At 36.0% G+C, this 16,695-nt stretch carries 21 protein-coding genes; 17 read left to right on the top strand and 4 right to left on the bottom strand.

Going from position 1 to position 16,695, the window contains the following annotated elements; translation table 11 throughout:
• Positions 1-36: 36 nt before the first annotated feature.
• The 5 genes from ACM26V_RS10130 to ACM26V_RS10110 all read left to right on the top strand — a co-directional run bounded on the left by ACM26V_RS10130 (position 37) and on the right by ACM26V_RS10110 (position 2,649).
• The gene (locus ACM26V_RS10130) at positions 37-408 is read left to right on the top strand and encodes a rhodanese-like domain-containing protein (RefSeq protein ID WP_416151300.1); all 372 of its coding nucleotides are present in this window, start codon (positions 37-39) and stop codon (positions 406-408) included.
• 114 nt (positions 409-522) lie between these two features.
• The gene (locus ACM26V_RS10125; RefSeq protein WP_416151299.1) at positions 523-666 is read left to right on the top strand and encodes a lmo0937 family membrane protein; all 144 of its coding nucleotides are present in this window, start codon (positions 523-525) and stop codon (positions 664-666) included.
• A gap of 175 nt (positions 667-841) precedes the next feature.
• Positions 842-1,105 carry a hypothetical protein gene (locus ACM26V_RS10120; RefSeq protein WP_416151298.1) on the top strand — a complete coding sequence of 88 codons (264 nt, stop codon included), beginning with the start codon at positions 842-844 and terminating at the stop codon, positions 1,103-1,105.
• A 90-nt stretch (positions 1,106-1,195) separates the two neighbouring features.
• Positions 1,196-2,038, top strand: a complete 843-nt coding sequence (locus tag ACM26V_RS10115) for a YitT family protein (protein ID WP_416151297.1) — start codon at positions 1,196-1,198, stop codon at positions 2,036-2,038.
• A gap of 80 nt (positions 2,039-2,118) precedes the next feature.
• Positions 2,119-2,649 carry a BsuPI-related putative proteinase inhibitor gene (locus ACM26V_RS10110; protein ID WP_416151296.1) on the top strand — a complete coding sequence of 177 codons (531 nt, stop codon included), beginning with the start codon at positions 2,119-2,121 and terminating at the stop codon, positions 2,647-2,649.
• 91 nt (positions 2,650-2,740) lie between these two features.
• Here the strand turns inward: ACM26V_RS10110 and ACM26V_RS10105 are convergent, their stop codons facing one another.
• Both ACM26V_RS10105 and ACM26V_RS10100 read right to left on the bottom strand, forming a co-directional pair.
• Positions 2,741-5,650, bottom strand: a complete 2,910-nt coding sequence (locus ACM26V_RS10105) for an SNF2-related protein (RefSeq protein ID WP_416151841.1) — start codon at positions 5,648-5,650, stop codon at positions 2,741-2,743.
• Between the two features lie 25 nt (positions 5,651-5,675).
• On the bottom strand, positions 5,676-6,623 hold the full coding sequence (locus ACM26V_RS10100; RefSeq protein ID WP_416151295.1) for a hypothetical protein: 948 nt from the start codon (positions 6,621-6,623) through the stop codon (positions 5,676-5,678).
• Between the two features lie 180 nt (positions 6,624-6,803).
• On the opposite strand from ACM26V_RS10100, the gene ACM26V_RS10095 reads away from it, so the two are divergent.
• The 5 genes from ACM26V_RS10095 (at position 6,804) to ACM26V_RS10075 (ending at position 9,839) form a co-directional block, all read left to right on the top strand.
• Complete coding sequence (locus ACM26V_RS10095) at positions 6,804-7,421, top strand: hypothetical protein (RefSeq protein WP_416151294.1); 618 nt, start codon at positions 6,804-6,806, stop codon at positions 7,419-7,421.
• A gap of 138 nt (positions 7,422-7,559) precedes the next feature.
• The gene (locus tag ACM26V_RS10090) at positions 7,560-7,829 is read left to right on the top strand and encodes a NifU N-terminal domain-containing protein (RefSeq protein WP_416151293.1); all 270 of its coding nucleotides are present in this window, start codon (positions 7,560-7,562) and stop codon (positions 7,827-7,829) included.
• A 144-nt stretch (positions 7,830-7,973) separates the two neighbouring features.
• Positions 7,974-8,504: a hemerythrin domain-containing protein gene (locus ACM26V_RS10085; RefSeq protein ID WP_416151292.1), complete on the top strand. Its 531-nt coding sequence runs from the start codon at positions 7,974-7,976 to the stop codon at positions 8,502-8,504.
• A gap of 310 nt (positions 8,505-8,814) precedes the next feature.
• Positions 8,815-9,537, top strand: a complete 723-nt coding sequence (locus ACM26V_RS10080; protein WP_416151291.1) for an AzlC family ABC transporter permease — start codon at positions 8,815-8,817, stop codon at positions 9,535-9,537.
• A gap of 2 nt (positions 9,538-9,539) precedes the next feature.
• Complete coding sequence (locus ACM26V_RS10075) at positions 9,540-9,839, top strand: AzlD domain-containing protein (RefSeq protein WP_416151840.1); 300 nt, start codon at positions 9,540-9,542, stop codon at positions 9,837-9,839.
• Between the two features lie 68 nt (positions 9,840-9,907).
• On the opposite strand, the gene ACM26V_RS10070 is transcribed toward ACM26V_RS10075, so the two are convergent.
• Both ACM26V_RS10070 and ACM26V_RS10065 read right to left on the bottom strand, forming a co-directional pair.
• Positions 9,908-10,366, bottom strand: a complete 459-nt coding sequence (locus ACM26V_RS10070; RefSeq protein WP_416151290.1) for a GNAT family N-acetyltransferase — start codon at positions 10,364-10,366, stop codon at positions 9,908-9,910.
• 16 nt (positions 10,367-10,382) lie between these two features.
• Positions 10,383-11,207 carry a Cof-type HAD-IIB family hydrolase gene (locus tag ACM26V_RS10065; RefSeq protein WP_416151289.1) on the bottom strand — a complete coding sequence of 275 codons (825 nt, stop codon included), beginning with the start codon at positions 11,205-11,207 and terminating at the stop codon, positions 10,383-10,385.
• A 193-nt stretch (positions 11,208-11,400) separates the two neighbouring features.
• Between ACM26V_RS10065 and ctaG the strand changes: the two genes are divergently transcribed.
• From ctaG to ACM26V_RS10030, 7 genes are all read left to right on the top strand, one after another.
• Complete coding sequence (gene ctaG, locus ACM26V_RS10060) at positions 11,401-12,315, top strand: cytochrome c oxidase assembly factor CtaG (RefSeq protein WP_416151288.1); 915 nt, start codon at positions 11,401-11,403, stop codon at positions 12,313-12,315.
• Positions 12,316-12,329: 14 nt separating this feature from the next.
• A complete protein-coding gene (locus tag ACM26V_RS10055; protein ID WP_416151287.1) occupies positions 12,330-12,980 on the top strand; it encodes an SCO family protein in 651 nt (216 codons plus the stop codon).
• Positions 12,981-13,112: 132 nt separating this feature from the next.
• Positions 13,113-14,408 (top strand): gephyrin-like molybdotransferase Glp, encoded by a 1,296-nt coding sequence (gene glp / locus ACM26V_RS10050; RefSeq protein WP_416151285.1) that lies wholly within the window; start codon positions 13,113-13,115, stop codon positions 14,406-14,408.
• On the top strand, positions 14,405-14,929 hold the full coding sequence (gene mobB, locus ACM26V_RS10045) for a molybdopterin-guanine dinucleotide biosynthesis protein B (protein ID WP_416151284.1): 525 nt from the start codon (positions 14,405-14,407) through the stop codon (positions 14,927-14,929). The genes glp and mobB overlap by 4 nt, the downstream gene beginning before the upstream one ends.
• Positions 14,929-15,402: a molybdenum cofactor biosynthesis protein MoaE gene (locus ACM26V_RS10040; RefSeq protein ID WP_416151283.1), complete on the top strand. Its 474-nt coding sequence runs from the start codon at positions 14,929-14,931 to the stop codon at positions 15,400-15,402. Before mobB ends, ACM26V_RS10040 begins: the two co-directional genes overlap by 1 nt.
• On the top strand, positions 15,399-15,641 hold the full coding sequence (gene moaD / locus ACM26V_RS10035) for a molybdopterin converting factor subunit 1 (protein ID WP_416151282.1): 243 nt from the start codon (positions 15,399-15,401) through the stop codon (positions 15,639-15,641). Before ACM26V_RS10040 ends, moaD begins: the two co-directional genes overlap by 4 nt.
• A gap of 435 nt (positions 15,642-16,076) precedes the next feature.
• Positions 16,077-16,367, top strand: a complete 291-nt coding sequence (locus tag ACM26V_RS10030) for a HesB/YadR/YfhF family protein (protein WP_416151281.1) — start codon at positions 16,077-16,079, stop codon at positions 16,365-16,367.
• Positions 16,368-16,695: the final 328 nt, after the last annotated feature.

Raw genomic sequence — 16,695 nt, 5'->3', positions numbered from 1 at the left:
GAGTACGATGAAAATGATTAAAATAGAGGTGATTGTATGAGTTTTGAAAATAACGGAATTAGCCAAGTAGATAAAAAAGAACTTGAAGAGATCTTATCTCTTTCAAATCCAAACCAAGTTGTGATCGATGTTCGGGAACCTGATGAATATCATAGTGCGCATATTCCTAACGTTCCTCTTGTTCCGATGCAAACGATCCCAAATTTACTTGAAGGATTTGATAAAAATAAAGAGTACATTTTTGTATGTCGAAGTGGAAATAGATCACAAAATGTATCTTTATTTATGAAGCAACAAGGATTTGACAAAGTTGTTAACTTCGATGGCGGCATGCTTGATTGGGATGGAGAAACAAAACAAGGTCCTGAGAAACATATTGAAACAATTGATGCATTAAAAAAATTATAATAATATTTGCTTAAAACCTTCTATGTTTTTAAAGAAGGTTTTATTTTTGTTGATTAAGGATATAACCTATACTAAGACATAAAATAAGTTTTGATAAATTGGAGGAAGTTTAAAATGATATGGACAATAGTAGGTATTGTAGTTCTCATGTGGATATTAGGTTTTAGTTTTCAAATAGGTGGAGGTCTCATCCACTTGTTATTAGTGGTTGCTCTTATCGTCGCAGTAATAAATTTAATTACTGGTAGACGAGTTTAACAGAGGCCAATATTTAAGTATAAATGGTAACTTTAAAATAAACAGGATGGTTTCTTCACGTTCCTAAATAACTGAAATTTAATTATAAACACAATCGCTTAAAAATAACTTACAAATAGAAAAGCGCGCTAATTTGATACAACACTTATAAAAAATAGTGAAAGGGGAATTTAGAATGGCAAAAAATATGCTAACATCAGCAGTATTTGCAACAGTAATAGCAGCGGGGAGTTATTATTTAGGGAAAGAAGAAAATAGGGAAAAGCTTCTTAATACTTTCAACAGTTTGAAGGAAAAAATACAACAACCGGATGGAGATAATTCTTATTTAAAAGAAGAAGTCGGTCATTCACACCCTGAAGATATTGAAGATAATTCAATGGTGGACGAAGGCGCTGTATTTTCAGTTAATTATTATAATGAAAATGTCAAAAAGTAATGTAATAAAAGCCGCTATTAAATGAATAGCGGCTTTTATTTGTGAGAAATTATAGGTATCCGGTTCGGTATAACTTAAGGAGAATGAGTCATGACGAGTAGACTGCAAATTATCGAAGATGTTAAAATCTTTATCATCGCTGCTTTAAGCGGTGTTTTATTGGCAATGAGCTTAAATATGTTTCTGATTCCAGCGAATGTTTTTGCAAGTGGTTTTACAGGTGTTGCGCAAATTATTTCGGAGTTGATCCCTCTGTCACCTGGTGTATTGCTCTTATTATTAAATATTCCAGTTGCAGTTATTGGGTGGCTAAAAGTAGGTAAGAAATTCACATTTTATAGCTTTGTTAATGTTGCTTTTACAACGTTTTTTTTAGAGATCATACCGGTGCAAGGTTTTTCTGAAGATATCATCTTGAATTCGGTATTTGGAGGAGTCCTAAGTGGTATTGGTGCAGGTGTCGTATTAAAATGGGGCGCTTCATCCGGTGGTATGGATATTTTAGTACTTTTAGCTGCGAAAAAAAGTGATCGTCCGGTTGGTGTATATTTTTTTATAATGAATGCGGTTATCGTCATGACTGCTGGACTGATGTTTGAATTGGAAAAAGCTCTTTATACATTACTTACGTTATATGTTACCTCACGGATTATTGATACGATTCACACGCGACATGTCAAGCTAACTGCGATGATTGTAACAAACAAAGCTGACGATCTTCAGGATGCCTTCTATCAAAAGGTCACGAGAGGAGTGACACGAATTCCTGCTAAGGGAGGATACACGAAAGAGGATAAAGAAGTACTGATGATTGTGATTACACGCTATGAACTCTATTTATTGCAACAGGTGGTTAATGATGTAGATCCTCTAGCCTTTACGAATATTCTTCAAACAACTGGAATTGTTGGGATGTTCCGAAAAGAAGATTAATATTTGTAACCTAATTTCTCCGTTTAGCGTCTAAATTTAGTATACTAGACAATGTTGATGATGAAAGGCGGAGTGAATAGATGATAAAAATAATCTTAAGTTTAACGATTTTTATACTTTTTTTAACTGCATGTGGGCAAGGAAATGCCGTTGATAGTAATAGTGATGGGTCCACAGACAATAATCTTTCTGATAATTTAGGGGACATAGAGGAAGGAGAGGAAGCTGTGGTAGAATACGATGGATTAGAATATACAATGACTATTGAACAAAGCGAGTCTTCATTCACAATTTATATGGTGTTAACCAATGTGAGTGATCAAACAAAACAAATAGAGTTTTCATCAGGGCATCAGTTTGACGTAGTAATTGAAGATGAAGAAGGAAATATGCTATATGACTTTGCTGAGGATAAAATGTTTACACAAGCAATCATATCAGAGGAATTATCTGCAGGAGATGAACTAACGTTTACAGATGAGTGGAATAGTGATGAGCCATTTACTTCGGGTAATATTGCTACCAAACTCTATATCTATTCCATTGACGGACAAAGCCTTTCTGATCATCCATTTCAATTAGATAAAACATGGTCTAAAGAAACCGAATAATTAGCGAAATAAGCCGTGATGGTGACATCACGGCTTATTCTTGGGATACTGAATAACATATTTGGATGCTGAATTACGATCCACCAACCAGCTATTTAAGTTGAAATAATTCCGTTAATTCCTCTTTTGAAAGAGACCATATAGGAAGTGCCCGTCCGTCAATTACTGCTTTTTGTAACTTCTTTTTCTCATGTAAAAGGTGAGCGATTCGGTCTTCAATTGTCCCTTTTGTTGTGATCGTATGGACACGAACAGGTTTGGTTTGACCAATCCGGTGAATACGATCGGTCGCTTGTGCTTCAACTGCTGGGTTCCACCAGCGGTCATAATGAATGACTTCACTTGCTTCCGTCATGTTTATACCAAACCCCCCAGCTCTTAGCGATATTACCATAATGGGAGCTGAACGATGTGTTTGAAAGTCATGTATCATTGTTTCTCTTTGATTTGAGTTTAGCCCACCGTGAAAGAATGGAATGGAAAGACCAAATTTTTGTTTTCCAAGTTCTTGAATAAGAGTTCCTACAAAGCGGTATTGCGTAAAAATTAATCCGCGTTTCCCAGAATTTAGCCATTCCTCGAGTAACTTCACAGTTAAGTCCCATTTTTCAGACCTCCCCGTATCAAGCAAGCTTGAGTTAACTTCTTTAAAAATCTGTGCAGGGTGATTACAAACTTGTTTTAGTTTTGTCATGGTTTTAAATAACATTGTCCGTTGAACTATTATAGGTTGCTCTTCATAAGATTGCATAAGTTCCTCAACTATAGCCTCATATAAAACCTTTTGTTCATCCGTCAATGAAACGATGTGGTTTATTGATGTTTTTTCAGGTAAGGATAGCTCTTCCATAAATGAATGTTTTGTTCTTCTTAATAAAAAAGGACGGATAATTGCGCGAAGGTTCGAGAGATTTTTATGTTTGTCCTTTTCTCCATGAGCCTGAAGGAATTGCTCAGAAAACCAAGTTTCATCTTTTAACAACCCTGGATTCAATAAATCCATCATTGTCCACATTTCAAATGGGTGATTTTCGATAGGGGTTCCTGTTAAGGCTACATGGTGATGAGCACTGATCATCTTCATCGCTTTACGTTGTTTGGTACGAATATTTTTCAGTTGTTGTGCTTCATCATAGATGCAGCCAGCCCAATCGATTGTCTTCAATAGATGTAGATCTCTCGTAGCGGTTGGGTAAGAGCAAATGACAACATGGGCGGTGTTTGAGATACCACTTCTCCACTGATTTTCTCTTACTGTTGGAATTCCTTGATGCAAATATACAGTAAGGTGTTTAGAGAATTTCTTCAATTCATTTGACCAGTTATGAATTAAACTAGATGGACAAAGGATAAGAAAAGGAGATGACGGCTTATTAGCTGTAACAACCTCATCTATATAAGCAATTGCTTGGATTGTCTTCCCTAACCCCATGTCATCTGCTAAACAACATCCTAATTGGGCTTTCCTCATATTTAATAACCACGTTACTCCTTGTTGTTGATATACCCGTAAAGAATTCTGCCAAATTAACGAAAGCTCTCTCGTTTTTATTGTTTGATTCTCTAATAAGCTCTTAGTATTTTCTGTCAATGACCATTCAATGGGATGAGCATGATTTGAAGTGTCCGCGATGTCATAGCTAAATCCGACATGAGTATCATCAAGTGCAGCTCTTAAACCGTCAAAAAAAGAGATTTGCTGATTAGCTTGAGCAAGATCGATTTGACTTAAAAGTTGTGAAGCCATTTCTAAATCCCAAACAACCCATTGATCGTGAATATGTATCATTTGTTGTTGTTGTTCAACTAATTCTCGAAAGGCCGTTTCATCGATTTCAACGTCATTTAATTGGAGTTTCCAAGAGACATGGCTTTTAATCCAAGAATTTGTAAAATCTATCTCATTATTATCGTGATAGAGCGATAAGTTAGCTTTGAGTTGTGGGTAAATTTTCTTCTTTAAACTTTCGGGTATGAATACTGACACGCCATTTTCTTCAAGTCTTTTCGTATCATTTAACAAGTAATTACTAAAGCTTTGTTCACTTAAATAGAAGATGTACGACGTATCATCTTGAAAGGACATTGGAATCCCAACAGTGGCCAATCGAGAGCTTTCCTTTTGTAACCATGGTATCGGATTCGTTCGAAACGGATGCGTTCCAGCTGCTATATTTGCCAATGAAACAAATGAACCTGATTGCCATTCTTTCAGAAACCACTCCAATGTCCAATTCTCTTGATTAAAAAGTGGTTCATAAATCACGAGTTGAAGTTGGAACGGTTCAGGTGGATGACCATTCCATTGCTGTAAACAGATCGGATAAAGGTGTTGAGAAAGTGTAAACCTGTCTTTATTATTTTCTAATGATTTTATCCAGTTAATTAATTGACCATCTTCTGATTTCATTCGAATCGATTCTTTAAATAATGACCAATCGTTACTTGAAGTAATAGGAGTTAACACATAGGATTGAAGCCATTCGTTGATAAATTTATCGACACTTTGTTTATTTTGGGTGTCTATCTGTAACTGGTCATTATTATTCATATTTATTGTAGCTACAGGGATTTGAGCGTTCATCACTTTTGACTTGAGTTCTGCATCCATTTCCCATGATCCATTTCGATTTGGGAAAACACGTTTTGCTTTGATGCTCTCATTTGCTTCGTTTAACAACTGGATAAAATTATGCGTTGTTTGATGAATAGGACCAATTATGTCAGTGGTGTCAATCTCAAGCAAAACATGAATATCTTCTAAAGGGATCCATATCGCTTGAGTCGACTGAGGATCTTCTCCATTATATGCCATATTAAATAGTTTCATCGCAAATTTTACACCATAAAAAGAAGGTGAATGGGAGTGAAACAGTTGATGTTTAACTGATAATAAATTGGATTTCGGAACAAATGATCCTAGCATTCCAGTTATATTTTTGCTATTCCTTTGAAATAAAATAACACCTTTAGAATCAGAATCAAAACGAATGGCTACCATCAATTGGTTGGTGTAAGTTTTTTTCTCAGATATAAGTCTTCAACTCCTCATAAAACGCTACATATCGTCTGTATTTTTTCTTCAGTAGCAGTAGAAAAGAGGTGAACTCTTCTTGACGTCCCGTTTGCTTCATCAATTTATTTAATTCTTTTATCAGAAAAATCGCTTTTTGGTAATGAGATGATGTTTTTTTCTCGATAAGCACCTCTATCCATTGCATGTAAAGCGGGATTGCTAAATCAGATCGTTCTTCAGCAATTGTCTTGATAACGTCTTGTTCCTCTCTTGATAAAGTGAGAGGATCTTGTGGGTAATACAACCAAGCGTTAATTGCGTGCTCAAATGATTTATGAAATGCAATGATTTGAAAAAAAGTTCTTCTTGTGGGTGGATGTGCTTGAAGTTGAAAAAGATTTTCGATTACTTGATTTTGTACTTTTTCTTTTTCCAATTCACTCGATAACTGATAATAATAGTTTTTATATTTAGAGAAATGGGGCCTGGTGAGCCATTGATTTAACCATGCATCATTACTCCTAGTATCTGGGAGATTTAAATCTATCTGCTTGAGCTGTTTCAGATGTGAAAAATCTTGTTCAGCCTTTGTGATTAGTTCATGAAAAGTATCATTTTCGTGAATCGACGTTAAAGTCCCTTGTGGACATTGTTTTAACATATCATATAATAAGTTTTCAATTTCCTTTTTACGAAAAGAGTAATGACCTTTAATAACTAGCTGGTTTCTTAATTTATTAAATAGTAATAGGATAATAATCAATTTCCATTGATGATAATTGGATGGATGATCGTTGACGAAATCCTCTACTCTGTTAAGGATTGATTTCACCCATTTACGATAATGGTGTTCAACTTTAGACTGGTACATCCATTCATCACTATAAGAACGAATTGTAGCTGTTAGTGAGTCAATTTCCATATAGACAAGTTGTAAATTATCTTGATCTTTGCTCATATAAAACCACCCCTACTTTTCAGTGGACATCCTTCTATTTTACAAGTTTAGCTTGGATTGCTCAAACTTATTTCACTATGGACAGGAAATGAGTTAAAAAGAGTGTCTTTTTTATTACACGGTTCATAAGATAATTAATAAGAGATGACTTTGGCAAATTCACTTGAAAGGAGAGAACAGATGGAGGAACCTGCCTTTCGGGCACAGTTTAAGGATATTTGGATTGAATTACATCGTCCAATTTTGAAATCTTTTGTCCATAAATTATTAGCTGCGAACTATCGATTAACTTGGCGACATGAACATAACGGCATCGAACTAGTCATTCATTGTGGTGAGGATCGTTTATCACTTCCAATGAAACTTGAAAATGAGCGAAAAACGATTGTTGATATAAAAGAAATAGAAGTAATCAAAGAGGAACTTGCATTTTGTCTCGAGGAATTAATCACCGATTGCAAGGGAAGTGCAATTGTCAGAACGGTTACAGACGGTGAAAATTTTGTTAGCTATTTTGACCATGGAAAAGTTGTTTCAGTCCTTAAAACTAGCGGGGGGAGGGATAACTTAATGGATCCTTACCAGCCTGTTCGAGTCAATGCTAAATTACCTTCGAAAGTTGACCGTTCCATCCGAAATTTTGTAATTTCTTCAGAAATTGATTACTATTTGATGGAATTGAAGGAAGCAATGGAAAAACAAGATGTCATGGCAAAAGTTCAGCTCAAGGAATGTTTAAGAAAGTTAGGAAATGAAAAAAATAAATTGAATGAGAAAGAGCATGGCCGTTTATACTAGCTGTCAATATGATAAGCTAGTTTTTTTTGCAAATGATTTCTTTTTAAACAAAAGAGATGGTGTTTCAGAAGGCAAAACTTTATCTTTTGAATGTAAACGTGTTAAACTAACACTACTTACATAAGGAGGGTATGCTATATGTCAATTGAAATAAAAGGGGAAGCGACCCCAAACCCAAATGCGATGAAATTTACTGCGAATCAAGTTTTATTTGAAGGTTCTGGCAGCGCTTCGTTTAAACAAGGAGACGAAGTCGAGCATCTATTAGCCAAGGAGTTGTTAGCTTTGGACGGTGTAGATAATATCTTTGGATATCAAGACTTTGTAACAGTTAATAAGGAAATGAATGCTGACTGGGATTCTTTGTTACCTGAGATTCAAGCAGCATTTGAAAAGATTTATGAATAATTTAGACTAAATGGAACGAAAACGAAGAGGAACTTTCTCTTCGTTTTTTTTGTTTCTCCTTTTAATAGTGATTTAAATCACTGCTTATTCCTCAAATTGAATTTATACTGAAGAGGATTTCAAGAAGCAAGAGGAGGATTAAAGATGGAGGAATTTCAAGGTTGTCCTAGTGAAGAACTGGAAAAACCGTTTTCATATTGTCAGGCTTTAACTGAACTATTGGAGGAGCACCCTTCATTAAGACAACAAATGGACCAGTTTAAACAAACTGCGATGCAAATTAAACAGAATGGAAAGGGAAATATGAATTTAGAGTCACTTTATCAACAAATGAGACGCTTTAAGGTAGATATTGACCTTCATTCCGCAAAAGAAGAAGACGGCCTTTTCGAAATGATGGTAAGTCATATTGGAAGAGAGGGTGGACCGATTGCCGTGATGGAAGAAGAACACCGTTTGGCTAAGGACCACCTAGGTTCTTTTTTTAAAAAATATAGTAGAAATGTTTCTGAAGGGCTTGCCATTGAATTAGCTCAACACGTGCTGATCGTTTACCAAACGTTGACCGATCATTTTATGAAAGAAGAGCAAATTTTATTTCCTATGGCTGAACAAATGCTATCAACGAAAGAAAAGGAGATGTTGATGCAACAATTTCAGTTATTATCAAAGTGAAAATGAACTAGTTAACATCTTGAGCGAGTATCACGGATTCCAATCTGTGATGCTTTTTTGATTTTATAACAACGTTCCACTTCGAACAAGGAGAGAAATCTAAAATGTTTTATTACCAGGTTAAGGGAAATATGAATCAACAACTTGAAGTCAGTTGACGAATTGGCGTTGTTACTCGGAGAAAGTAACCATTTGTAGCGCTTAAGCCCGTTCCTATAATATGATATGTAATTCTTGACAAAAGACATCTAATATACAGTAGAATAGATAGAGCGTTTGTCATTTTTTTAGTTGGATAAGGTGGGATGGTATGGAAGTCACAGAAAAATTAGTGGAATCAGAGAACGATTGGCTCAAAAAAGGGTTAGCATCTGGAATCCCAATTGCTTTAGGATATATGCCAGTTGCTCTAACATTTGGCTTAATAGCAGGGGCAACTGGTCTAACAGTAATTGAAGCTTTACTAATGAGCTTTATTGTTTTTGCCGGAGCTGCTCAGTATATGGCTCTGTCAATGATTGCATTAGGATCAGGAGCGTTAGAAATTATTATTGCTACGTTTATTGTAAACTTCAGGCATTTATTAATGAGTGCTTCGATTCATGAAGTGGCGGAGCCTAGCTCAACTCGTAAACGCTTTTTTTATAGTTTTTTTCTAACAGATGAAGTATTTGCTGTAGCATCAACGGGAAGTCGACCTATCCAGAGTAATTACATCATTGGAATAGGTGTGGTAGCATATGGAAGTTGGGTTGGTTTTACTGGAATTGGTTATTTTGCTGGAGAATTTCTTCCAGATTTACTCCAAGAAAGCATGGCGGTAGCCCTTTATGCTTTATTTATTGCCTTACTCATTCCTTCTGTAAAAACAAAAGGGAAAATAGTGATCAGGCTAGCTTTATTAGGAGCGGGATTTAATGCTATTTTTCAAATATGGCTGTCTACAGGCTGGTCGATCATGTCGGCAACGATTTTTGCGGTCATTTTTTATGAAGGAATCGAGCAATGGTTGAACAGGAGGGATAAGACGTGAATATGACTATGTTCTGGATGATAGTTGGTATGGGAGTTGTCACCTATATACCACGTTTACTTCCACTCGTAATGCTTCAAACCGAAAATTGGCCATCATGGTCTAAACGAATGTTATCACGAGTTCCATACGCTGTATTGGGAGCATTAATCTTCCCAGGAATTCTATATATTAACGATGCACTTTGGTTTGGTATTTTAGGAGGAACTATTGCTATCATTTTATCATCGATTGGTGCTCCGTTAATTTTAGTAGTAGGAGGATCAATTATCTTCCTATCTTTTGTTCAATTTCTTTTATAGAAAGAGAAGGAAGGGGCAAGACTGGCAAAAGCCCATCCCTAAGAAACGGAAAACTTTTAATGATTAGGCTACGATAGCGTCCGCCCATATCGTTTTGAAATAATGTCGTAAAACCCTAATGAATTATATAATTTTTTAGTTGCTGCATTATTTACGCCAGTTTCTAGTTCAATTCCTTTGAATTCATTGTGTTCCGCCCAGTATAGAATTTTCAGAAGCAATTTTCTAGCAATCCCTTGTCGTCGAAAGTTATCTCTCACATATAGATCATTTAACCAGATATAGGCACCGCCTTTATCTAACGCGATTCCTTTATTTAGAAAAGCGCATCCGACAACTTGGTCGTTCTTTATAGCAACGAAAAATTCAGCATTCGATTGTAAGCTTAGAACTTGTTCAATTGTGAGTAATAACGATTCTTCTGTTACACTCACACCCAAACTATTCATTTGTGTCATCATAAGGTCCTTAATTGCATCAGTCATTTCCGCATTACCAGGTTTATCTACTTTGAACACAGTTGTCATGTTGGCCTCCTTTGGCTTAATATGTATCTGCTTTAATTGAAAAGAAATTTTCTAAAAAAGTGGCAACACCATCTTCTTCATTTGTTGAAGTTTCTTCATTTGCGACGGTTTTCAGTTGTCCAATCGCATTACCCATTGCTACCCCACACCCAGCATATTCGAGCATTTCCAAGTCATTATCTTCATCACCAAAGGCAACGATTCTATCCTGCGGAATACTTAAGTGGTTAGAAATTTTTTCAAGTCCGATCGCTTTATTCAAGCCGGATTTTATAATTTCAATGACGTGCCAAGGAGCGCCCCAGGAACGTTGGTCAATTACCTCTGCGTGTGCGTGAGATAAGAGATCCTTCAATTCCATATGCTGGTTATCGTTTGGCTGAATTAAAAGAGATGTAGGACTTTTTTTTATGATCTGATCAATGTTCCAATGACTTGACGGTGGTTGATTCATAGTAAAAGATTCAGCAAATCCTTCATTTAAATAGCGAAGATAATAGTCATCCATTACTTCAACCATCATATTTTTTACGCGAAAAGTTTCGCACGTTTCAATAATTGTTTTCGCCGTTTTTTTATCAAGCGGAGTGTGAATCGTTTTAAATTCTTTCGGAGATAAAGGGTGATGAACAAACGCACCGTTAAAATTAACCATAGGTGTATTAAGTGCAAGTTGTTGATAATAAGTTGCGCTAGCCCGGTAAGGTCTTCCTGTAGCAATAACTACGTGATGTCCTAGTTGACGAAGTTTAAATAAAATCGATCTATTTTTGACAGAAATGGTTTTTTCGTCGGAAAGCAATGTTCCATCTAAGTCAACAGCGATTAAGTGCGGTTTCATATATCTTCCTCCTGAGTAAATTTGGCTATATTTAAAGTGCAGTTAGGATATCCTATTAATACCATGATCAAAACGATAGGATTTAGAGTGGAAACATGTTATAAATATACTATAACATGGTTCATACATGTAAAAAATAAGCTTACTAAAAAATACATTTCACTAAGATGTCTATAGAATAGGAGATAGCACAATGGAACAGTTCTTCTCTACGTTTACTGCCCGTACGATTTGGACACCAGAGCTAGTGGTTGTCCTTGCATTGGTCAGTTTCGTTTATTTTCTAATAATAAAAAAGTTTCGCCATCACTTTCCTGATTCCAAACAGGTTTCGAATCGTCGAATCGTGTACTTCCATTTAGGATTGTTGGCTATTTATATTGGGTTCGGAGGCCCACTTTATGTACTTGGTCATATTATGTTAAGTATGCATATGTTATCTATGGCGGTAGTTTATCTCATTGCTCCTCCATTATTATTAATAGGAATTCCGTCTTGGTTTTTTAAATTTTTTACCCGCTTCAAGTTTATTCGAGGTGTATTCAAGATTGTTGGTTTTCCTCTTATAGGTCTTGTGTTATTTAATGGAATATTTTCTGTTTACCATTTACCAATTACATTTGATTTTTTAATGACAAACGAATCGATGCACAATCTGTATCAAATTGGAATGCTGCTAGCAGCTATGTTAATGTGGTGGCATATCCTTCCAAGAATTAAGACGAAATATGACTTATCTGAGCTGAAACGGATGGGGTATATGTTTGTTAGTGGTGTTCTGTTTACACCTGCATGCGTACTGATAATTTTTGCTCCCCAAGCACTTTACGCGACGTACACAGATCCTTCAACATGGGCGGTTGCGATGGCTTATTGTTTACCTCCAGGAGCAGAAATTCCTTTTGAAGTGCTATCAGGTGAGGAGTCATTAACGCTACTAAATCCGCAACAAGATCAGCAATTTGGTGGTGCAATGATGAAAGTCATTCAAGAACTTGCATACGGTGTAGCAATTGGCTATACATTTAGAATATGGATGAAACGTGATAAAGACGAGACACCTAAGTTGAAATTTAAAGAATATGAAATGTATCAAACGAACGGATAAAAGAGAGGGATTTTATGATTAAATTTTTGTTAAATATGGTAAGTTTGATTGGTTTAATTTTTATTATTAGTGGGTGTAGTTTTTTATATCAGGATGCATCTGAGTCTTCAAAAGCAGAAATTATTGATGTGACTCAAGCGGAAGAGCCGTGGGAAATTATTGATTTTCACGCAGTAAACCAGTTTGAAGAAGAGGTGACAAACGAGACATTAGAAGGTGGATGGTGGATCACCAAAACAATTTTCACCCGCTGTCCGACTGTGTGTATGACGATGACACCGAATATGGTGGAACTGCAACAAGGGCTTGAGAAAGAAAATGTCGAGCTCACTATTGTCTCGTTTACTGTAGATCCGGAATTCGATACACCTGAGAGACTTGAAGATTATGGTGAAGGATATGGTGCTAGTTTTGATAATTGGCACTTTCTAAGTGGTTACACACCAGACGAAATATCAAACTTTTCATTGGAATCGTTGAAAGCACCTATGCAAGAAGTACCTGAAGACAATGATATTATTCATACTACAAGATTTTTTCTTGTTAATCCAGAAGGTGTCGTGGTAAGGATGTATAGTGGAGAGGGTAACTTTGATTTAGAAGCTACAGTGGCAGATATTAAAGAAGTTCAAATGGAGAGTGGAGAGCTGCCGAGTGATTTGTAGGCAGCTTTTTCTTCTTGAGAATGTGTATTTTACGTAAGGAAAAAAACATATGTTTTTAATATATTCCAATACAAATACATATTACAGTTGGTAAAATAAAGAATAATAGATTGAAAGGGTGTGGTTGACACAATGTACGAGAAACGTGAAGCCATTAAAGTAAATGAAGCAGTACAAAGAGTAATGAATCATGCATTTGTAGGAAATGTAGAATATATTGATCTAGAACATGCGGAAGGAAGATATTTAGCGGAGAATATTATTGCAGATCATCCGATACCACCTTTTGACAGGTCTCCACTAGATGGGTTTGCTGTTAGAAGTGAAGATACAAAAACAGCCTCGACAGAAAATCCTATTAAGTTACAAGTGATCGAAACAGTTGGCGCAGGTCACGTATCTAAGAAACACCTAAAATCAGGTCAAGCGATTAGGGTAATGACTGGGACAATTATGCCCTCAAGTTGTGATGCGATTGCGATGTTTGAATTGGTAACAGAAACAGAAGAAAATGGGGATTCATTTATTGAATTGAAGCGTTCATTCCAAAGCGATGACTTTGTCTCAAAAGAAGGAGAAGAAACAAAGAAAGGTGAAGTGGTCGTAAACAAAGGTACGAAAATTACCGCTGGTGTAATTGCTGTACTCGCTACATTTGGTTATGCACAAGTCCCTGTTAGCAAAAAACCGGTGGTGGGAGTTTATGCGACCGGCACAGAACTACTTGATGTAGACGAAGATCTCCAACCAGGAAAAATTCGAAATAGTAATGCTTTTATGATGATTTCTCAAATTCGTCAAGCGGGTGGCGAACCAATCTACTTTGGTAAATTAGATGATGATTTTGACCTTTGCTACGAAGCAATTAAGAACGCCTTAACAAAAGTGGATACATTGATTACAACGGGTGGTGTTTCTGTAGGAGATTTTGATTTCTTACCTGAAATTTATCGTAAATTAGGTGCAAACGTATTGTTCAATAAGATTGCCATGCGCCCTGGAAGTGTCACGACAGTTGCCGAAAAGGATGGCAAGCTTTTATATGGTCTATCAGGAAACCCTTCTGCTTGTTTTGTAGGTTTTGAACTTTATGCAAGGCCATGGATTCAGGCATTCCTTCAATCTCCTAAACCGCACTTAAAAATAGTTAGGGGAATGTTAACAGCAGATTTTCCAAAGCCTAATCCTTTTACTCGTTTTATTCGCAGTAAAGTAGTTTATGAAAATGGGAAAATACTTGCAAGCCCATTAGGTATGGATAAATCTCAAGTAGTCACATCGTTAGCTTACACAGATGCTCTAGTAGCCGTCCCTGGAGGTACAAGAGGGTATAAGGCAGGAGATGATGTCGACATTATTTTGTTATTCTCAGAAGGAAGCGAACGACCTCTCAAAGATTTCACAAAAATGAAGAAGAATGTAAGATGATCATCCATCAAATTGTCGGGTATTCCAATAGTGGAAAGACAACGATTATAACTAAGGTAATTGAATTACTGACAAATGAAAGTTTAAAAGTGGCAACTGTGAAACATCATGGTCATGATAGTCCCCTTGTAAAAGAAGCAGACAAAAAAGACTCAGTCAAACATAGGGATGCAGGTGCAACGAGTACGTTAGTTGCTAGTGATGATGAATTTAATTGGATCTTGCAACATGAACATCCATTTACATTAGATGACTACCTTCGAATGTTTGCAGTCGTATCATTAGATGTTATTCTCATAGAAGGTTATAAAAAAGAAGTTTATCCTAAAACTGTTGTCATTCGTTCAAACCAGGAAGTAAATATCTTAAACGTAGCAACCGAGATAAAAGCAGTGATATGTTGGGATTATTCGATGATAGAAAGTCTGAAAGGAAAATATTCTTTTCCACTTTTTCACATTGACGAGTTGACTAAATATTTGCTTTGGTTTAAGCGACAAATTCGAGAGGGGATTCTTTGATGTCTACTAAGAACTTTGAAATTATTGAAAAACCGATAGAGATTGATACAATAATAAGAAAAGTTGAGGATCGTAATGCCGGTGCAATTAATACCTTTATCGGCACTGTACGAGAGTTGACAAAAGGAAAGAAAACACTTTACTTAAAGTATGATGCCTATGTTCCAATGGCAGAAAAAAAACTTTCTCAAATTGGAGAGGAAATACAAGAGAAGTATCCAGATGCTAAAGTTGCGATTACTCACAGAATAGGTGAATTAGCAATCTCGGATATTGCTGTCGTCATCGCCGTTTCCACACCACATCGAGCTGATTCGTTTGAAGGTAGCCGATATGCAATAGAGAGGATCAAAGAAATTGTTCCTATTTGGAAGAAAGAACATTGGGATGATGGAGAAGAATGGATTGGAGATCAATTACAAAAAAAGCCGTATTCAAATGGAGCACCGGATAGGGAGGATATTGAAAAATGATACGTATTTTGCTATTTGCTGAGTTAGAAGAGGCGATAGGGCAAAGAGAGATAGAATTAACCAAAACGAATGAACAACTATCAGTCGGCGCAATTCGAAAAATATTAGCAGCTGACTATCCTAAATTAAAGGGAATATCTAGAGCGATGGTGGCGGTTAATGAAGAATTTGCTGAGGATAAGCAATTAGTTCATGAAGGAGACCTAGTAGCTTTTATTCCACCGGTAAGTGGAGGATAATTTCATAAAATGTTCATAGATTTTTAAGTATTCATAATCAACATGTGATTAAATTCACAGAATTTTTTTACCAGCAAAGTTATACTTTACTTATATTGTTGAAGAGTTGTTAACAGCTTTCAGCGATGCATAGTTTTACTTCCTTTAAATAAGGTAATTTCTAACGTTATATTGGTACTGGTCCCCCCCAAAAAACCAGTAAGTTTCCAAACCATAACGTAACTAACCGAAAACATGAGAATACACGAAATTCGTTCAGTATGCCCCCCAATCATATGGATGGAGAAGCGACTGTTATGAAAATAGCAGTCGCTTTCTTTGCGTCTAGACCCAAACTTAAACACTTGAATTATTAAGATTAATCAGCTATTGTGTTTCTAACAATCCTATTTAGGGAATAACAAAGTAGAAGTCGTTTAGCTTGGAGGGAAATCAATGAATATAAATGTATCAGATGAAGCGGTAAAATGGTTTGAAAAAGAGTTAGAGCTAGATTCAGGAGATCAGGTACAATTTTTTGTTAGATATGGGGGGTGTGGAGATTTCCAATCGGGTTTTTCATTAGGTGTGACGGTAAAAGCGCCTGATGAAGAAGCAGTATCAATCGAAAAAGATGGCATCTTATTTTATGTTGAGAAAAAAGATGAATGGTATTTTGATGGACACAGCTTAGTTGTAAATTATAATGAAGATATACAAGAAATTACCTATGATCATGAAAAATAATTGTTGTTTAAAAAATTATAAAGTCAGTGTGAGCATATCCCTCACGCTGGCTTTTTTTTGCTATTTTTTTGAAAAAATCTAAAACCTCCTCGGAAATGACATTTTTGTGAACGTAATTCCTATTGCACGAAGCTGCGAATCCCACTATAAAGCAATTTCTTAATCTCAAGTTTATAAAATCGACATATTTACCCCTTTGGTGTGACGAAAATCACACTATCGCTGTGACTGATTGCACAGTGACAAGAAAATGGAACTTCTACAATAGAGTTATCCCTGATAAGAAAAAAGTGTTCATTAAGATTGTAAATATCAAGGGTTAACAAAT

Origin of the sequence: Salipaludibacillus sp. HK11, from assembly GCF_047795645.1 — a bacterium.
Lineage (GTDB): Bacteria > Bacillota > Bacilli > Bacillales > Salisediminibacteriaceae > Salipaludibacillus.
This window is presented reverse-complemented; position numbering and strand designations above follow the sequence as displayed.